General features: G+C 43.3%; 18 protein-coding genes and 1 tRNA gene. 11 read left to right on the forward strand and 8 right to left on the reverse strand.

Features of this window, described 5'->3' with window-relative positions; genetic code table 11:
* Positions 1-59: 59 nt before the first annotated feature.
* From AC5JM2_RS20695 to ssuD, 3 genes are all read right to left on the reverse strand, one after another.
* A complete protein-coding gene (locus AC5JM2_RS20695; RefSeq protein WP_495836718.1) occupies positions 60-1,265 on the reverse strand; it encodes an SfnB family sulfur acquisition oxidoreductase in 1,206 nt (401 codons plus the stop codon).
* Positions 1,266-1,326: 61 nt separating this feature from the next.
* Positions 1,327-2,427: a dimethylsulfone monooxygenase SfnG gene (gene sfnG, locus AC5JM2_RS20700; protein WP_495836719.1), complete on the reverse strand. Its 1,101-nt coding sequence runs from the start codon at positions 2,425-2,427 to the stop codon at positions 1,327-1,329.
* Between the two features lie 179 nt (positions 2,428-2,606).
* A complete protein-coding gene (gene ssuD, locus AC5JM2_RS20705; RefSeq protein ID WP_495836720.1) occupies positions 2,607-3,770 on the reverse strand; it encodes an FMNH2-dependent alkanesulfonate monooxygenase in 1,164 nt (387 codons plus the stop codon).
* Positions 3,771-4,093: 323 nt separating this feature from the next.
* Here ssuD and AC5JM2_RS20710 point away from each other — a divergent pair, with 323 nt between their 5' ends.
* Entirely contained in the window at positions 4,094-4,951 is an 858-nt protein-coding gene (locus AC5JM2_RS20710) for a class II aldolase/adducin family protein (RefSeq protein WP_495836721.1), read from the forward strand.
* Positions 4,952-5,090: 139 nt separating this feature from the next.
* On the opposite strand, the gene AC5JM2_RS20715 is transcribed toward AC5JM2_RS20710, so the two are convergent.
* The 3 genes from AC5JM2_RS20715 to AC5JM2_RS20725 form a co-directional block, all read right to left on the reverse strand.
* Entirely contained in the window at positions 5,091-5,267 is a 177-nt protein-coding gene (locus AC5JM2_RS20715; RefSeq protein ID WP_495836742.1) for a transposase, read from the reverse strand.
* 29 nt (positions 5,268-5,296) lie between these two features.
* Positions 5,297-5,491, reverse strand: a complete 195-nt coding sequence (locus tag AC5JM2_RS20720; protein WP_495836722.1) for a transposase — start codon at positions 5,489-5,491, stop codon at positions 5,297-5,299.
* Between the two features lie 169 nt (positions 5,492-5,660).
* A complete protein-coding gene (locus tag AC5JM2_RS20725; RefSeq protein ID WP_495836723.1) occupies positions 5,661-5,972 on the reverse strand; it encodes a helix-turn-helix domain-containing protein in 312 nt (103 codons plus the stop codon).
* A 154-nt stretch (positions 5,973-6,126) separates the two neighbouring features.
* On the opposite strand from AC5JM2_RS20725, the gene AC5JM2_RS20730 reads away from it, so the two are divergent.
* The gene (locus AC5JM2_RS20730) at positions 6,127-7,014 is read left to right on the forward strand and encodes an SDR family oxidoreductase (protein WP_495836724.1); all 888 of its coding nucleotides are present in this window, start codon (positions 6,127-6,129) and stop codon (positions 7,012-7,014) included.
* Here the strand turns inward: AC5JM2_RS20730 and AC5JM2_RS20735 are convergent.
* Positions 6,985-7,167, reverse strand: a complete 183-nt coding sequence (locus AC5JM2_RS20735) for an AAA-like domain-containing protein (protein WP_495836725.1) — start codon at positions 7,165-7,167, stop codon at positions 6,985-6,987. The genes AC5JM2_RS20730 and AC5JM2_RS20735 overlap by 30 nt on opposite strands.
* A gap of 417 nt (positions 7,168-7,584) precedes the next feature.
* On the opposite strand from AC5JM2_RS20735, the gene AC5JM2_RS20740 reads away from it, so the two are divergent.
* Positions 7,585-8,130, forward strand: a complete 546-nt coding sequence (locus AC5JM2_RS20740) for a COP23 domain-containing protein (protein WP_495836726.1) — start codon at positions 7,585-7,587, stop codon at positions 8,128-8,130.
* Positions 8,131-8,194: 64 nt separating this feature from the next.
* On the opposite strand, the gene AC5JM2_RS20745 is transcribed toward AC5JM2_RS20740, so the two are convergent.
* Positions 8,195-8,725 (reverse strand): GNAT family N-acetyltransferase, encoded by a 531-nt coding sequence (locus AC5JM2_RS20745; RefSeq protein ID WP_495836727.1) that lies wholly within the window; start codon positions 8,723-8,725, stop codon positions 8,195-8,197.
* Between the two features lie 462 nt (positions 8,726-9,187).
* Between AC5JM2_RS20745 and AC5JM2_RS20750 the strand changes: the two genes are divergently transcribed.
* The 8 genes from AC5JM2_RS20750 (at position 9,188) to AC5JM2_RS20785 (ending at position 16,103) form a co-directional block, all read left to right on the forward strand.
* Positions 9,188-10,618 (forward strand): form I ribulose bisphosphate carboxylase large subunit, encoded by a 1,431-nt coding sequence (locus AC5JM2_RS20750; RefSeq protein WP_495836728.1) that lies wholly within the window; start codon positions 9,188-9,190, stop codon positions 10,616-10,618.
* 97 nt (positions 10,619-10,715) lie between these two features.
* Positions 10,716-11,114: a chaperonin family protein RbcX gene (gene rcbX, locus AC5JM2_RS20755; protein ID WP_495836729.1), complete on the forward strand. Its 399-nt coding sequence runs from the start codon at positions 10,716-10,718 to the stop codon at positions 11,112-11,114.
* A 78-nt stretch (positions 11,115-11,192) separates the two neighbouring features.
* On the forward strand, positions 11,193-11,528 hold the full coding sequence (locus tag AC5JM2_RS20760) for a ribulose bisphosphate carboxylase small subunit (protein WP_495836730.1): 336 nt from the start codon (positions 11,193-11,195) through the stop codon (positions 11,526-11,528).
* A 518-nt stretch (positions 11,529-12,046) separates the two neighbouring features.
* Positions 12,047-13,393 (forward strand): RuBisCO small subunit-like domain-containing protein, encoded by a 1,347-nt coding sequence (locus AC5JM2_RS20765; RefSeq protein ID WP_495836731.1) that lies wholly within the window; start codon positions 12,047-12,049, stop codon positions 13,391-13,393.
* A gap of 202 nt (positions 13,394-13,595) precedes the next feature.
* Positions 13,596-13,667 (forward strand) — tRNA-Gln (locus AC5JM2_RS20770).
* 188 nt (positions 13,668-13,855) lie between these two features.
* On the forward strand, positions 13,856-14,221 hold the full coding sequence (locus AC5JM2_RS20775) for a hypothetical protein (protein WP_495836732.1): 366 nt from the start codon (positions 13,856-13,858) through the stop codon (positions 14,219-14,221).
* 195 nt (positions 14,222-14,416) lie between these two features.
* The gene (locus tag AC5JM2_RS20780) at positions 14,417-15,052 is read left to right on the forward strand and encodes an IS607 family transposase (RefSeq protein WP_495836733.1); all 636 of its coding nucleotides are present in this window, start codon (positions 14,417-14,419) and stop codon (positions 15,050-15,052) included.
* Entirely contained in the window at positions 14,943-16,103 is a 1,161-nt protein-coding gene (locus tag AC5JM2_RS20785; protein WP_495836734.1) for an RNA-guided endonuclease InsQ/TnpB family protein, read from the forward strand. Before AC5JM2_RS20780 ends, AC5JM2_RS20785 begins: the two co-directional genes overlap by 110 nt.
* Positions 16,104-16,221 lie beyond the last annotated feature (118 nt).

Consider the following 16,221-nt stretch of genomic DNA (forward strand, 5'->3'; position numbering starts at 1 on the left):
CAATTCAGCAATGTTAAAAATTTTGGCGTTGCTGAATTGATCTATAGAGAATGCGGCAATTACAACCAAGGATGACGTGGTGGGTTAACACCGTTTAAGTAGAAGTTACCAACAGCGTAGTATTTCCAGCGGGCAGGATCGTGTAAAGTATGAGTCCGAGCATTCCGCCAGTGGCGATCTAAGTTATATTGCTGCAAGGTAGACTTAGTACCTGCTAGCTCAAACAGCTTGTTGGTTGTTAGAATTGCAGCTTCAGCAGCGATCGCTTTCGCTTCAGCAACTGCAATGGAAGCCTCTGCCACAGTTGTATCCGTTGAGTCTGCGTTCGCCCGATCAATATACTCACCCGAACGACGCAGCAGTTCTTCGGCTGCATGAACTTGGATAACGAGGTTACCAATATTATAGATAGTCAGTGGATCTTCGTAGCCATGCTCCAGTTCAACATCAATCCAGGGACGAGCATAGTTGCGAACGTAGTGGAGCGTGTCTCTTAAAGCTGCCTTAGCAATACCAACATCCACCGCAGCTTGAATGATCTGAGCTATAGGACCTTGAGTTGTCGGACGTTCAAAAGCTAAGTAATGCGGTATGACTTGCTCTTCGGACACCTTGACATTTTCAATAATAGTAGTACCGCTGGCGGTGGTACGCTGTCCAAAACTGCTCCAGTCGTCAATGACATTCAAGCCTGGTGTGCCAGCTTCTACCACGACAATCACTGTTTTGTCGTCGTCATTGCGAGCAATCACCGGAATCCAATCCGCTACCAATGCGCCGCTAGAGTAGAATTTCCGTCCGTTGAGAACGTATCCATCTCCAGACTTTTGCAAACGTGTCTGTACATCGAGCACTGATTTGGTGCCAATCTCAGAAAAGGCGTTGCCAAACCGCTTACCTTGCAATACTAGATCAAAGAAAAAACGTTTCTGTTCTTCCGTACCATCCAGCCGGATGGATTCCACGATATACAAGTGATTTTGAGGAATTTGTCCCAGGCTGGAATCAGCTTCAGAGATAATTTTGGTCACTTCTGCCAGGGTGACATTCGAGACAAAGGAACCACCGTACTCCTTGGGAACAGTGATTCCCCACAGCCCACTTTGGGAGTATTTGTTTACCTCATCAACAGGTATCTTCCCTTGTCTATCTCGTTCGGAATCTCCTTTGACAAATTCAGCTGCTAATTCATGGGCGATCGCGATCGCTTCAGTATCGTCACGAATCACATAAGCTTTTTGCTCGGTACTGGTTACAGATGTCATGTTTTACCTTCCTTGTGTTGCTCTTGTGAGAAATCCCAGTGAAAATTCAAAACTCACCCGTTTACGCAGTCACTAACTCATCAGGTGTGCGACGACGCGCCTCAATTTCTCGTACCAAGGGAATCACAGTACGACCAAAAGCTGGCAAGTCATCGGTGTAATGCAAGAATCCACCGAGAATTAAATCTACTCCTACTTCGTAGAATTGGCGAATCCGCTCAGCAACTTGTTCTGCTGTACCAATTAAACCTGACCTAAAGCCATCGTTGTATTGCACCAAATCTTCAAAATTTGAGTTTGCCCACATTCCCTGACGCTCACGAGTGGAAGCTCCTGCTTGTTTGACAGCCTCTCCAAAACCTTCAACAGCTTCTTTATCCGCTTGAGCAATAATCTCTCGCAGCAAGTCATGAGCTTCTTTTTCAGTGTCTCGCACTAGGATAAAGGCATTGAGTCCAAACTTGACTCTCCGTCCTTGTTCACGCGCTAGGGCAGAAACTTCCTGAATCTGTTCTCGCACACCTTCAATAGTGTTGCCATTCATGAAATACCAGTCAGACACACGAGCTGCCATGCGTCGTGCTGCTTTGGAGTTACCACCTTGGAAAATTTCTGGATGTGGATTGTGATTAATTGGTTTGGGTTTCACCCAACCACCGTTGATGCGGTAAAAGTCTCCTTTGAAGTGGAATTCTTCTTCTGTCCACATACCTTTGAGTACGCGAATGAATTCCTCAGATCTTCGATAGCGTTCGTCATGATCTAACCACGGTTCACCATAAATCGTGAATTCATTTTTAAACCAACCACTAACAACATTTAGGGCGAAACGACCTTTGGAAATAAAATCGATTGTCGCACCCATTTTGGCAACGACACCTGGATGCCATAGTCCTGGATGAACTGCAGCAATTAATTTTAGCCGCTCAGTCACAGGTGCTAAAGCTGCTACTGTAGTCAGCGCCTCTAGTTGGTACTCAGCACCGTAGCTGGCAATAAATCGAGCTTGTGCCAAAGCATAGTCAAATCCTACCTGTTCTGCTGCTTGAGCCAGCTGAGCATTGTAATCGAAAGTCCAATCTGTACGTTGGGGAATTTTGCTGACAACCAACCCACCACTTACGTTAGGAACCCAATACGCAAATTTAATATCTACCATCATCGCACCTCTTTTTGTGCTGTGTGAACCCTGCTTATGAGTTGTGACTGCTGCTGTGAACTGCCAGAATCCAGTCTAGACAAAGTGTTAGAGTTTGCAGATATAACTCAATTTGATGGACTGCCAGCAATCGCAACAATATAAGCCATGTCAAAATCTCCTGATTCTAGTTAGTATTGCTGCTAATCTACGGTGGCTATATTTTTTTTCTGAAACTGCTGTCTAGGAAAATCTTGATTGGCAACAATTTCACCAAACGGACTCAACACATGCTGTTCAGCAACTACAGGAAGATTCTCCAGAGGGAGACGGGGGAATAGGAGTTCTGCGACTCGATAAGCTTCCTCTAAGTGGGGATAACCAGATAGAATGAAGGTATCGATTCCCAAATCTGCATATTCCAACATTCTTTCGGCAACGGTATCGGGATCGCCTACCAAGGCAGTTCCTGCACCACCTCTGACTAAACCAACTCCTGCCCACAAGTTTGGACTAATTTGTAGTGCTTCTCGACTGCCTTGGTGTAGTTGGGTCATGCGGCGTTGTCCAACAGAATCCATACGAGCATAAGCTTTTTGTGCAGTTGCGATCGCATCTTCATCCACATACCGAATCAATTGATTTGCCGCATCCCAAGCTTCACTTTCGGTTTCCCGCACAATTACATGCAGGCGAATACCGAAGCGCAAAGTTCTTCCCTCGATCTGTGCGAGTCTACGAACTGCGGCAATCTTTTCGGCAACTTGTTGGGGTGGTTCACCCCAGGTAAGGTACACATCCACATGCTTGGCAGCAACTTGCTGAGCAATAGGAGAGGAACCGCCAAACCATAATGGTGGATATGGTTTCTGGATAGGGGGAAACAGCAGTTTACCGCCCTCAAAGTTGAAATAGTCACCAACGAAGTTGATTTCTTCTCCACTGGCGATCGCCCGCCATAATGTTAAAAACTCATCCGTCAACTCATAGCGCTGATCGTGACTCAGGTGCAAACCATCTCCAGCCAATTCTACCGGATCTCCGCCCGTCACCACGTTGATTAGCAAACGTCCACCAGAGAGGCGATCAAAGGTTGCTGCCATCCGTGCTGCTACCCCAGGCAAAACCAATCCAGGACGTATCGCCACCAGAAAATACATTTGCCGAGTTAGCGATGCTAAAGTTGATGCCACAATCCAGGCATCTTCGCAAGAGCGACCCGTAGGCAGCAATGCCCCTGTGTAACCTAGATCATCCACCGCCTGAGCAATTTGTCGTAAGTAAGGAAAGCTAACTGCCCGTCCGCCAGTAGCAGTTCCTAGATAACGTCCGTCACCATGAGTTGGGATGAACCATAGTAGCTGCATAATCTTTATTTTCTTAAAGTGCGGTATGTCAATGTGCTTGCAGTATTTTATCGAGTTAACTTAGAAGTATCGCACGACCAATTCAGTAAATCAAGCTATTTTTACCCTCTATTTGATTTTTGAATATGTAGGGTGTGTTATGCGGTAGGCTAACGGACTATCTCAATATCCTGGTGCGCTAGACGTTCCGTCTAACACTACAATTACTCAGATTCTTTCAACATCCAAACTGGATTACTATATAATTTTACGAAAGTTTAAATATTTTCTTTAGGAAAAGTTTAGTTGCTAAATTTCCCTTAAGTTGATAAGGAGATAAAATCATGCTCACAGTAGACCCCTCAAAATTATCCAAAGGGGAACTTCCCCATCCACCTGAGTTTGAGCGTGTGGAAGATGAGCGTCTCCATCGCAAACAGTGTTTGGCTGGGGAACTTCCCCATCCACCTGAGTTTGAGCGTGTGGAAGATGAGCGTCTCCATCGCAAACAGCGTTTGGCTGCTGCCTTTCGTTTGTTTGCTCGTTACGGTTTTGATGAAGGTGTTGCTGGACACATCACTGCTCGTGACCCTGAATTCCATGACCACTTTTGGGTAAATCCTTTTGGGATGTACTTTGGTCATATCCGAGTTTGCGACCTGCTACTGGTCAACCACAAGGGTGAGGTCGTTGAGGGTGATAAGCCAGTAAACGCTGCTGCTTTCGCCATACACTCTCAAATCCACCAAGCGCGACCAGATGTAGTAGGAGCTGCTCACACACATTCCCTGTACGGCAAAACCTGGTCAACCTTGGGACGTTTTCTTGATCCGTTGACTCAAGATGCTTGTGCTTTCTATGAAGACCACGCTTTGTTTGAGGACTATACTGGGGTGGTACTGGATTTGGAAGAAAGTCAGCGTATTGCCAATACTCTGGGACAAAAGAAAGCGGCGATTCTTCGCAACCACGGCTTAGTGAGTGTTGGTCGTTCAGTGGATGAAGCAGCATGGTGGTATATCACAATGGATCGCTGCTGTCAATCGCAGTTGATGGCCCAAGCAGCAGGAAAGCCAGTGCTGATTAACCCTGACACTGCTAGTCTGACTTATCGTCAAGTTGGCTCACATTTCATGGGTTGGTTCAATTTCCAGTCACTGTATGACATGATTGTCCGTCAGCAACCTGACTTGCTGGATTGATTGACATCCTCCCACCGCTGACCTCAACACAGAGTGCGATTCGTTGAAGCGTGAATCACGGTGAAAGCCCGTACATAACGCTTCCAGCCACAAGGCTGAACTCTCGGTCTGATAAGGGTTTGAACTGTTTGGCAAATAGTTAAACAAACTTGGCATAACTTGTACAAACCTTACCATGATCTGCTGGCGAAAAATCAGGAGAATAAGGAGACAAATAAATTAATCTAGCCCCAACAGCTTCAATAGCTTCGCGGATACCAGTAACCTTATGAGAGCTAAAGTTGTCCATGACAACAGTTGCGCTGCTGCCAAAGATTTGGAACCAAAACTTGAGTGACGTAAGTTTTAAACGCGCTCTGCATTAGTACCACCACTAAAAGTCATGGCGGCAATGATTCCTTCTAAGGACATAGCCCCAATCATCGTTACATTTTTCCCCCGCCCGTCAGGACGATCACCATAAGCGCGAGTACCTTGGGGCGAACGGGCGAAGCGTCTAGTCATGGCGATGTTAACTCCAGCCTCATCAATAAATATCAAGTCCTCTAGATTTACTGAACCAATGGTTGTCCAATACTCTGCTCTTAGTTTTTGAACTCGTTCTGTGTATTTTTCACGCTTAGTGCAATGTTTTTTTTGCGTGTTAGATTCAGTTTTTGGGTTATTCTCCCCATTGTGGCTCGACTGATTTTAACTCCAGCCTTTTGTTCTAAGCGATACGCCAAGGGCGTCTGCGCTCCGCGCAATCGCACAACTCAACCAGAGTGGCATCGTTATCTTCCTCCAGCAAGAGCGCAACCAAAGCCATTTGTTCGCTGTTTAATTTGGCAGATTGACCTCCTGAGTGCGGCTTTGCTTCAACTGTGCCGTAAAAGCGGAATCGCTTCAGCAGGCTTTGAACAAAACTTAAACTTACACTAAATCGTTTCGCCAGTTGTCGTTGAGAGCCTTGTTCATTGTTATGGGCATCAATGATTTTTTGGCGTAGATCGGTGGAGTAAGCTTTCATATTGATGGACATGGTTATTTATATACTCCATACTCCCACACTGTATTTCACTCAACTGAGAACCGCTATATATGTCTTTTTTTAGACATCTACTCTGCTCTCAAATTTACACAATTCTGTGATATTTTTAACATAGCTGAACTGCGTTAGAGTATACATTTTAAATATGAAAAAACTATTAATTACTGGTGCGAGTGGTTTTTTAGGATATCATCTTTGCCAGATTGCAAAACAAGAATACTCAGTCTATGGAACTTACTTTTCTCATTCTTTAGAAATTCCAGGCATCAAAATGCTGAAAGTTGATTTGAGAGATTTTCAAGAACTGAAACAAATCTTTAGTGACTTTCAACCAACAGCCGTCATCCACACCGCTGCACTATCCCAACCGAATTTTTGTCAAACTCATGTAGAGGAATCATATGCAATCAATGTCACAGCATCCTGTAATATTGCTGGACTTTGTGCCGATGATTCTATTCCTTGCGCTTTTACATCAACAGATTTGGTTTTTGATGGTTTCAACGCTCCTTATTGTGAAACTGATCCTGTATGTCCTGTGAATATTTATGGTGAGCAAAAAGTCATGGCTGAGAAAGGTATGCTAGAACGTTATCCTATGACTGCTGTTTGCCGTATGCCATTAATGTTTGGGATGGCAACACCAACAGCAACAAGCTTTATTCAATCTTTTATCAAAACTCTTCAAGAAGGCAAAGAATTAAATTTATTCACAGATGAATTTAGAACACCCGTCAGTGGCAAAACTGCAGCAAAAGGGTTGTTATTGGCATTAGAAAAAGTTAACGGACACATTCACTTAGGAGGAAAAGAAAGAATTTCACGCTATGATTTTGGCCGTTTCTTAGTAGATATTTTTAAAACTCCTGCCAATCAACTAAAAGCGTGCCGACAACAAGATGTAAAAATGTCAGCACCAAGACCATCTGATGTTTCTTTGGACAGTACCAAAGCTTTTGATTTAGGTTACCAACCTCTTTCCTTGCAAGAAGAATTACAGGATTTATACAAAGATTTTTATAAGAACATTTAATAAATAGCTCAACCTAATTAAACGTGAAATGTCATTATCCACTTCATCCATTGCCAAAACCAACGGATGTCCCAACTTTTTTAGAATATAGCGTTGTAAGTAGCGATCGCAATGCTGAATCGTCGTTAAGTTGAGACGAAAAGACTCCTCCACTATAAAAGAAACACCATCTCCCTTCTTCCCTGTTCCCTATTTCCTGTGTTTCTTAAGAGCAGTTCAACTGGCGGCGCACCACCCGCTACGAATGAAAAAAACACTCTTTTCACGCCAGATACCTAGGTCGGGAAACACTCATCAAGTACTGGCTCCCCAACGCACTGGCTCCCCTTACACCCTTACACCCTTGTGTTTCTTCAGAGTGAACCAAGAAATGATTTTAACAGTCTAACTACTTATAAATCAAAGGAAATGCCAAATGAAAACTACCGAGTGTGTTGGTGAATGCTAACTATAAGGAACTGTAGCGATTGATGCCGTGACAATGGTCGGGGGTGAAAGTGGCAAAGACTGTTTTGTGTTGCGACTATCATAGCGGTCATAGATGACACGTTATGCTTACAAGGGTAAAAAATGAGCCAAATTATACAATCAACCTCAAAAGATTTAGTGATGAATATCAAACAAATACTAGTTAGTTTGGTCGCAGGTGTTGTTGCCTTTGGTGCAACTGCAAGTATGAGTCAACCCACTCAAGCTCAAAGTGGGCGAGGATTTTATTGTGACACCGAAACCAGAAAACCGATGACAGTGTACCAAAATGGTAGAGGTGCTACTGAACCTTGGATTCGCTGGACTTCCAATTACTTCAGAAACGCAGGCTACGATCCACTGACACGTTGTCAAGAGGTGAGCGAACGTTTGGAAACTTACCGCCGTAACAAACAGTTGAGGTTTGTTACAACAGGTGAAATGAACGGACAAAATGTGATTTGCACCGCTAACCGATTTAATGGACAGTGTGAAGAGTTGATATTGACCCTTAAACCCAATGAAAATCCTGATCGAGCGTTAACCAATCTCTTTGATTGGCGCTCAGGATCTGCGGCGTCTGCAAATGGTAGAAATAAAAGACCTTACATTGATGTGAGAGAACATTTAGGAATTCGTAGAGAATAAGGGATTTCCAAATAAAAAAATATTCTATTTTGATTGTTGACTGTTGACTCTTAACAGTTAACTGTCAACACTTCCTTGCTAACCAATCTTCTCGATAAATACCGTAAATAACCGCCTCACTTCCCAAAATTTCTGTCTTTCCTTCCAGTTTTTCTCCTAATCTCTGGGCAACTCTGATTGAAGCAGCATTCTCCGGACGAATTAAACTAATCACATGGGATTGTTGTAACTCACTAAAAGCATAATCCATCGCTGCCCTTGCTGCTTCCGTTGCAAAACCACGTCCCCAATACTTTCGCCGCAAAGTCCAACCAATTTCAAAACCGATCCACCCTTCAGGTTTCCAGCAACCCATCCGCCCAATCATTTCACTGGTGGAACGTTCCTCAACAGCCCACATACCATATCCCCGTAGTTGCCAATGACCAAGTATCATTGCCATACTCCGCCAAGACTCCCTACGGGATAAGGGTTTGCCTTCGCCAATGTAGCGCATAACTTCGGGGTCACTGCACATCTCGGTATAAGCATCAAGATCTTTCTCACGAAATCCACGTAGGATAAGACGTTGGGTTTCAAGTTGAGGAATTTGCATACGATTTGAGCACCATGCTTGTTTGTTCAGGTTGGATATGGGGTATGGGGTGTAGTGAAATGTTCCGTACTTTTTATACTCTACATTCTTACGCTTCTAACGAAAGAAAAAATTATTACATGACATCCATTTTGTAAAGCATTCTTAACAAAATGTTTAAAATATTATTTAATAACAAATTTAAATATAAAACTTAAAAATATTCAAAGAATAACTTATGACATTCTTGATATATTGTGAGACGAGCTACAAATTACGCAACGTGTAACCTTTGTCTTTTAAAGAACACATTTTGGATGTTTTGTCAACAATTGCAGGCAAACCACAATTGACTGCAAGAAGCAACCCATAACACAAAATGTTTTCTACCTATCCCTCAATGACAGGGGATATGTTTGAGGCGAGGAAAGTAGCACGTGACGCAATTTGTAAGTAAAAAGAGTGACTTCTTGGAAGGGAATTATGTCTTACGCGCAAACCAAGACTCAGACGAAATCAGGCTACCAAGCTGGGGTAAAAGATTACAGACTAACGTATTACACCCCCGACTACACTCCAAAAGATACAGATATTTTGGCAGCATTCCGCGTAACACCCCAGCCTGGAGTTCCACCGGAAGAAGCAGGCGCTGCTGTGGCTGCTGAGTCTTCCACCGGTACCTGGACAACCGTATGGACAGACTTGCTCACCGACTTAGATCGCTACAAAGGTCGTTGTTACGACATCGAACCAGTTCCTGGCGAAGGTAACCAATTCATTGCTTACGTTGCCTATCCGTTGGATCTGTTTGAAGAAGGCTCTGTAACCAACATGTTGACCTCGATTGTAGGAAACGTGTTCGGTTTCAAAGCCCTGAAAGCGCTGCGTCTGGAAGATTTGCGGATTCCTGTTGCTTACCTCAAGACGTTCCAAGGACCTCCACATGGTATTCAAGTTGAGCGCGACAAACTGAACAAGTACGGTCGTCCTCTGTTGGGTTGTACGATTAAGCCCAAGTTGGGTTTGTCTGCTAAGAACTACGGACGCGCAGTTTATGAGTGCTTGCGCGGTGGTTTGGACTTCACCAAAGACGACGAAAACATCAACTCCGCACCATTCCAACGGTGGCGCGATCGCTTCTTATTTGTTGCTGACGCTATCCACAAAGCACAAGCGGAAACAGGTGAAATCAAAGGTCACTACCTGAACGTGACTGCTCCCACTTGCGAAGAAATGCTGAAGCGGGCAGAGTACGCCAAAGAACTCAAAATGCCCATCATCATGCACGACTACCTAACCGCAGGCTTCACCGCTAACACCACATTAGCTCGCTGGTGTCGTGACAACGGTTTGTTGTTGCACATCCACCGCGCGATGCACGCGGTTATCGACCGTCAAAAGAACCACGGTATCCACTTCCGCGTTTTGGCTAAGACTCTGCGGATGTCTGGTGGTGACCACATCCACACCGGAACCGTTGTTGGTAAATTGGAAGGCGATCGCGCAATCACAATGGGCTTCGTCGATCTACTGCGTGAAAACTATGTTGAGCAAGACAGAGAGCGCGGTATCTACTTCACTCAAGACTGGGCTTCTATGCCTGGTGTAATGGCTGTAGCTTCCGGTGGTATCCACATTTGGCATATGCCTGCACTGGTAGAAATCTTCGGTGATGACTCCGTACTGCAATTTGGTGGTGGTACCCTTGGTCACCCTTGGGGTAATGCTCCTGGCGCAGCCGCTAACCGCGTTGCCCTGGAAGCTTGTATCCAAGCTCGTAACGAAGGTCGTAGCTTGGCTCGTGAAGGTAACGACGTTATCCGCGAAGCTGCTAAGTGGTCTCCTGAACTGGCTGCTGCTTGCGAACTGTGGAAGGAAATTAAGTTCGAGTTTGAATCAGTCGATACCGTCTGATCGTCAAGTAAGAAGTTAAAAAGTAAAAGAAAATAATCCTTCTTTCTCATTACTTTTGACTATTGACTTTTTACCTATTCTAGGGCTGGGGTCAAGCATGGATATTAAACAAATTGCGAAGGACACAGCCAAGACGCTGCAAAGCTACCTGACTTATCAGGCACTGAAAACGGTGTTGGCTCAAGTTAGCGAAACAAATCCTCCCTTGGCACTTTGGCTACAACGCTTTTCTGCCGATAAAATTCAGGATGGAGAAGCATACGTTAAGCAACTCTTTCAAGAGAAGCCCGAATTGGCTTTGCGGATCATGACTGTTAGAGAACACATAGCGGAACAAGTTACAGAATACTTACCCGAAATGGTTCGCACGGGCATTCAGCAAGCCAATATCGAACACCGTCGCCAGCATCTTGAGCGAATGACGCAAATAAATACATCAGATCCCAGTCCGGAACCAGAAACACAAGCAACTTCAGATCCAAACATTGAACAGTGAACAGTGAACAGTTAATAGTTAATAACTGATAACTGATAACTGATAACTGATGTTAACCGCAACCCATTATCATCACTTATGCAAACCTTTTCAAAAGAGCGTCGCTACGAAACCCTTTCTTATCTGCCTCCTCTCTCCGATGCTCAAATTGCTAAGCAAATCCAGTACATTCTCAACCAAGGTTACATTCCAGCAATTGAATTTAACGAGAATTCTGAGCCAACAGTATATTACTGGACTCTGTGGAAACTACCTCTGTTTGGTGCAAGATCAACTCAAGAAGTACTAAACGAAGTCCAAGCTTGCCGTTCTCAGTACGGTAATAACTTTATCCGCGTTGTTGGTTTCGATAACATTAAGCAGTGCCAAGTTCTCAGCTTTATCGTTCACAAACCCAATAGCAGCAGATACTAAAGCTGATAAGTTGGAATTAGTTCGTAAGAGAACTATAAATAATTGATTCATCTCCCAAAAAACAGAGGTAGATAACTCTATCTCTGTTTTTTTACTATTTAGGTAGTGTCGGGTGCACTTTTTGTAAAGTATAGCAGGGAACGCTTAACGCTTAACGCTTAACAGACTTGAAAGTATCTTGGTGACCGTATTTTCTCATTAGTTCGTGTGCTAATCTACCTGGCGACTGCTATATTAAGTAGATGCAAGAAAATTTAATCATGGAACTATCTTTGTGATTCCAAGTTGTGCTTCCGCTCACAGTTAAAATATACGTATGTTTTCAAATATAAGAAAAAGTATTTACTTAAATAAAAAGAGAAAATATTTTGGATTTCAAAATGAATGAAAATTAGTAGTCAAAAAAAATTAATATTATTTGAAGGAAGCCAACCAACTATTACCTGAAATCATTGTAGACTTTTGGTTGGCAAGGGTCACTCATCCCGATCAGGGATTGAAATTATTGGTAAAGATTTATGAGTTACTACATTTCTCCCCGCTTTCTGGATAAACTTGCAGTTCACATCACCAAAAACTATCTCGATCTTCCTGGTGTTCGAGTTCCCTTAATTTTAGGGATTCACGGACGCAAAGGCGAGGGCAAGTCGTTTCAATGTGAGTTAGTCTTTGAGAAAATGGGTATTGAAGTGACTCACATATCCGGTGGCGAACTCGAAAGTCCAGATGCAGGAGATCCAGCACGTCTGATTCGTCTGCGCTATCGAGAAACAGCGGAACTCATTCGCGTGCGGGGCAGAATGTGCGTGATCATGATTAATGATTTGGATGCAGGTGCGGGACGCTTTGATGAAGGCACTCAGTACACAGTCAACACTCAGTTGGTGAATGCCACACTGATGAATATTGCTGACAATCCCACAGATGTGCAACTTCCCGGTAGTTACGACGCAACGCCTTTACATCGTGTACCGATTCTTGTAACAGGTAATGACTTATCCACCCTGTATGCGCCACTGATTCGGGATGGTCGGATGGAGAAATTTTACTGGGACCCAGACCGAGATGATAAAGTTGGCATTGTCGGCGGGATTTTTAGTGAAGATGGACTTTCACGCCAAGAAGTTGAAAAATTAGTCGATACATTCCCAAATCAATCGATAGACTTTTTCAGCGCTTCGCGTGCCCGAATTTATGATGAACAAATTCGCAACTTCATACATGAAACCGGAATTGAGCGCGTATCTCAACGTGTGGTTAACAGCCTTGAAGGTCCACCACAATTCAAAAAGCCTAATTTCAACTTGTCTGGCTTAATTGAGATGGGCAAGTTGATGGTTGGTGAACAGCAGCGAGTCGAGAGTTCTCAACTGGTGAGTCAGTATAATCGCAGCTTGTACTCTCGTAATCAATCCGCACCTTCTGGTGGCGTGACACCAACGACTCAACCGTCAAGCGATTTATACTCTCGTAATCAATTCGCACCTTCTGGTGGCGCGACACCAAATAGTCAACCGTCAAGCGATCGCGCAAGCCAACCTGTAATATCTAATGGATTCCAGAAACAACAGGTATCGAATAGCCATTTGAGCTTAGAAACCCAAGAACAGATACGTCAGATATTGTCTCAAGGTTACAGAATAGGTATTGAGCATGTAGATGAGCGTCGCTTCCGCATAGGTTCCTGGCAAAGTTGCATCACAAGCCCAATAACCGGCGAACAAGATGCAATATCAACTGTGGAATCCTGTCTCGGGGAATATAGCAATGAGTATGTGCGCTTGGTAAGTATTGATCCAAACGCGAAGCGGCGGGTTCTAGAAACAATTATTCAGCGCCCGAATGGGAGAGTTGTTAGTCGGTGAACTACCCAAGCCAAGGCTTGTTTGTCTGTTCGGCAAACCCGTGTCTATGGCTTGCGCCACTGGGCTAGCCATAGACACAGGCTGGGCTTGTAGTTTCACGGGTGAATGCCTCTTCGATTTGATAAAATTCTCCTCAAGTCAAATCGCGAAGTACTTGACACTACCCCCTCAATTGTTGCTATATTATTGAAAGACAAATTGATGGGGCGTAGCCAAGTGGTAAGGCAGCGGGTTTTGGTCCCGCCATCCCTAGGTTCGAATCCTAGCGCCCCAGTTATAAAGAGAAAAATATAAGTTTGGCATCTTTTAAGCATTAATACTCAAAAATAGTAAAAACGATTCCTATACTTGAATCGGGGTTTTGATGATAGCTAAGACATGAAGAAAAAATATTTTCCAGAAAAATAAATAATTTCCGTGTAGCCATTGTTGTTATTATAAATTTAGACGAGAAAAAATTAGATGTTGAATCAACGTTTTTTGGCTGCTCTTTTGGCTGTAACAACCGTGACGACTACTGTTGCTGTTAATGTTTCTCCATCATATGGAAATCAGCGGAAAACACCACAGCAATATCAACAACAGCAGTATCAACTACCGCAGCAATATCAACTACCACAGCAATATCAACTACAGCAATATCAACTACCACAGCAACTACAGCAACAGCAATTACAGCAACAGCAACTACAGCAATATCAACAGCAACTACAGCAATATCAACAACAACGACAACAACGACAGCAACAGCAACTACAGCAACAGCAATTACAGCAACTACAGCAATATCAATTACGACAGCAATATCAACAACCGAGTCCGAAGTAAATGTCACAATGCAGATAAACTGATGCGCTTACGTTCTAACCTGTATTTATGGGGAGAACCGCCAAAATATTCAGGAAAGGGAAAACCACGAGTGCATTGAGGTTTTGGAACAGTTAATTAAAATATCACTATTTCTTACAAAAGCTTACCAAAGGTTGCTACACTGATTTGAGTGAGCAACAGTGAAGTTTAGTGATGTCTAAGTACGTGCCTTTACGTGTTGCTTGTGACAGACTTGGCGTTCATGCAAACACGATAAGGAGGTGGGCAGATAGTGGACAATTGCCAAGTATCCGAACAGACGGGAATCAACGATTGTTCGATGTTGACTCCTACCTCAAGCAAAAAGAGGGGGAAAAACGGCGAAAAATCTGCTATTGTCGAGTCTCTAGTCACAAGCAACGAGATGACCTTGAGCGACAAGTTGAGTTTATGCGCCGACGCTACCCAAATCACGAAATTATCACAGACATCGGGTCAGGACTCAACTTTAAAAGAAAAGGTCTTATATCCATATTGGACTGGATTAGCGAAAGAACTGTCTGTGAAATTGTTGTCGCACATCGAGATAGACTCGTTAGATTTGGGTTTGACCTTATCGAATGGTTTGGGAAAAAATTCTCCTGTGAAATCGTGGTTCTCGACGAGAATAAACTTTCACCCACAGAAGAACTTACAAGAGATTTGCTGTCGATCATCCATGTTTTCTCATCCAGAATGCATGGACTCAGAAAGTACCAACGTGAAATCAAAGAAGATAAGGATATTCCCAAACCAACAACAAACGGTGACTCTGAAGAAATGGATGGGAACAGCTCGATATGTGTTTAATGAAACTATCGCATACCTGAACAAACCAGATACTAAAGCTGATTGGAAAGCAATCAAAACAGGAATTATTCAATCTTTACCTGAATGGTCGAAAGAAACACCTTATCAGATCAAGTCAATTGCGATTAAAGACGCTTGCGATGCTGTGAAAACTGCTAAGAAAAAATACCAGCAGACAAAACAGATTCAACTCGTCAAATTTCGCTCGAAAAAACAGAGACGGGATAGCATCTATATTCCGAAAGGTTCTGTGAAATCGTCTGGGGTGTACATCACTTATTTAGGTCAGTCTTTACAACCGGCTGAAGTCTTTCCAGACATAGACTTTGATTGTAAGTTAGTGCATCAGAACGGGAAGTTTTACATTATAATTCCTGTAGTCTTTGAGTCAAAGAAATCTGAAAACCAAAGATTAGGCTTAGTTGCTCTAGACCCTGGTGTAAGAACATTTCAAACATTCTTCAGTCTTCATACTAAGGGTGATTTTGGAAACTTAGACATTGGTAGAATCTACAGACTATGCGCTTATCTAGATAATTTGTACAGTCGTATCTCTAAAGCTCAAGGCAAACAAAAGTATAGAATGCTTAAAGCTTCTAGAAGAATGAGAGAACGCATATTTTATCTTGTAGATGAAGCACATAAGCAAGTTGCTCATTATATCTGTTCTCAATTTGATGTGATTCTCTTACCTAGCTTTGAAACATCACAAATGGTAGTGAAAAAGTCTAGAAAAATCAGATCAAAGACAGCAAGAGCAATGCTCAGTTGGTCACATTATAGATTCAAGGAATATCTAAAGTTCAAAGCACAAGAATGGAAGACACAGGTGATTGAGGTGTCAGAAGCTTACACATCGAAAACCTGTACAAAGTGTGGACATATTCACACCAAATTGGGTGGAAACAAAAAATTCAAATGTCCGAGCTGTGGTCACACACTGCCAAGAGATTTGAATGGGAGCCTTGGGATATATCTTAAGGCATTGGTAGAACGTCCTGAACTCCTGCAATGGAGGGAGCATTTGTTAGCAATGGGTAACCAAAGTTAACTTAAAACGTTCGGTAAGTTTAAACTCAATGATTCCAGTACCTGGTCACAAGCAACCCAAACAATTAGACCTCTTGCAAAAGTCAGAGATAATAAAGTGGGAGAGTTTTTACAGGCGA

Source organism: Brasilonema angustatum (genome assembly GCF_059505445.1).

Bases quoted from the DNA above. Each gene is read 5' to 3' on its own strand.
- AC5JM2_RS20695 (WP_495836718.1), bottom strand. From the start codon at position 1,265: ATGACATCTGTAACCAGTACCGAGCAAAAAGCTTATGTGATTCGTGAC.
- sfnG (WP_495836719.1), bottom strand. From the start codon at position 2,427: ATGATGGTAGATATTAAATTTGCGTATTGGGTTCCTAACGTAAGTGGT.
- ssuD (WP_495836720.1), bottom strand. From the start codon at position 3,770: ATGCAGCTACTATGGTTCATCCCAACTCATGGTGACGGACGTTATCTA.
- AC5JM2_RS20710 (WP_495836721.1), top strand. From the start codon at position 4,094: ATGCTCACAGTAGACCCCTCAAAATTATCCAAAGGGGAACTTCCCCAT.
- AC5JM2_RS20725 (WP_495836723.1), bottom strand. From the start codon at position 5,972: ATGTCCATCAATATGAAAGCTTACTCCACCGATCTACGCCAAAAAATC.
- AC5JM2_RS20730 (WP_495836724.1), top strand. From the start codon at position 6,127: ATGAAAAAACTATTAATTACTGGTGCGAGTGGTTTTTTAGGATATCAT.
- AC5JM2_RS20740 (WP_495836726.1), top strand. From the start codon at position 7,585: ATGAGCCAAATTATACAATCAACCTCAAAAGATTTAGTGATGAATATC.
- AC5JM2_RS20745 (WP_495836727.1), bottom strand. From the start codon at position 8,725: ATGCAAATTCCTCAACTTGAAACCCAACGTCTTATCCTACGTGGATTT.
- AC5JM2_RS20750 (WP_495836728.1), top strand. From the start codon at position 9,188: ATGTCTTACGCGCAAACCAAGACTCAGACGAAATCAGGCTACCAAGCT.
- rcbX (WP_495836729.1), top strand. From the start codon at position 10,716: ATGGATATTAAACAAATTGCGAAGGACACAGCCAAGACGCTGCAAAGC.
- AC5JM2_RS20760 (WP_495836730.1), top strand. From the start codon at position 11,193: ATGCAAACCTTTTCAAAAGAGCGTCGCTACGAAACCCTTTCTTATCTG.
- AC5JM2_RS20765 (WP_495836731.1), top strand. From the start codon at position 12,047: ATGAGTTACTACATTTCTCCCCGCTTTCTGGATAAACTTGCAGTTCAC.
- AC5JM2_RS20775 (WP_495836732.1), top strand. From the start codon at position 13,856: ATGTTGAATCAACGTTTTTTGGCTGCTCTTTTGGCTGTAACAACCGTG.
- AC5JM2_RS20780 (WP_495836733.1), top strand. From the start codon at position 14,417: ATGTCTAAGTACGTGCCTTTACGTGTTGCTTGTGACAGACTTGGCGTT.
- AC5JM2_RS20785 (WP_495836734.1), top strand. From the start codon at position 14,943: ATGGACTCAGAAAGTACCAACGTGAAATCAAAGAAGATAAGGATATTC.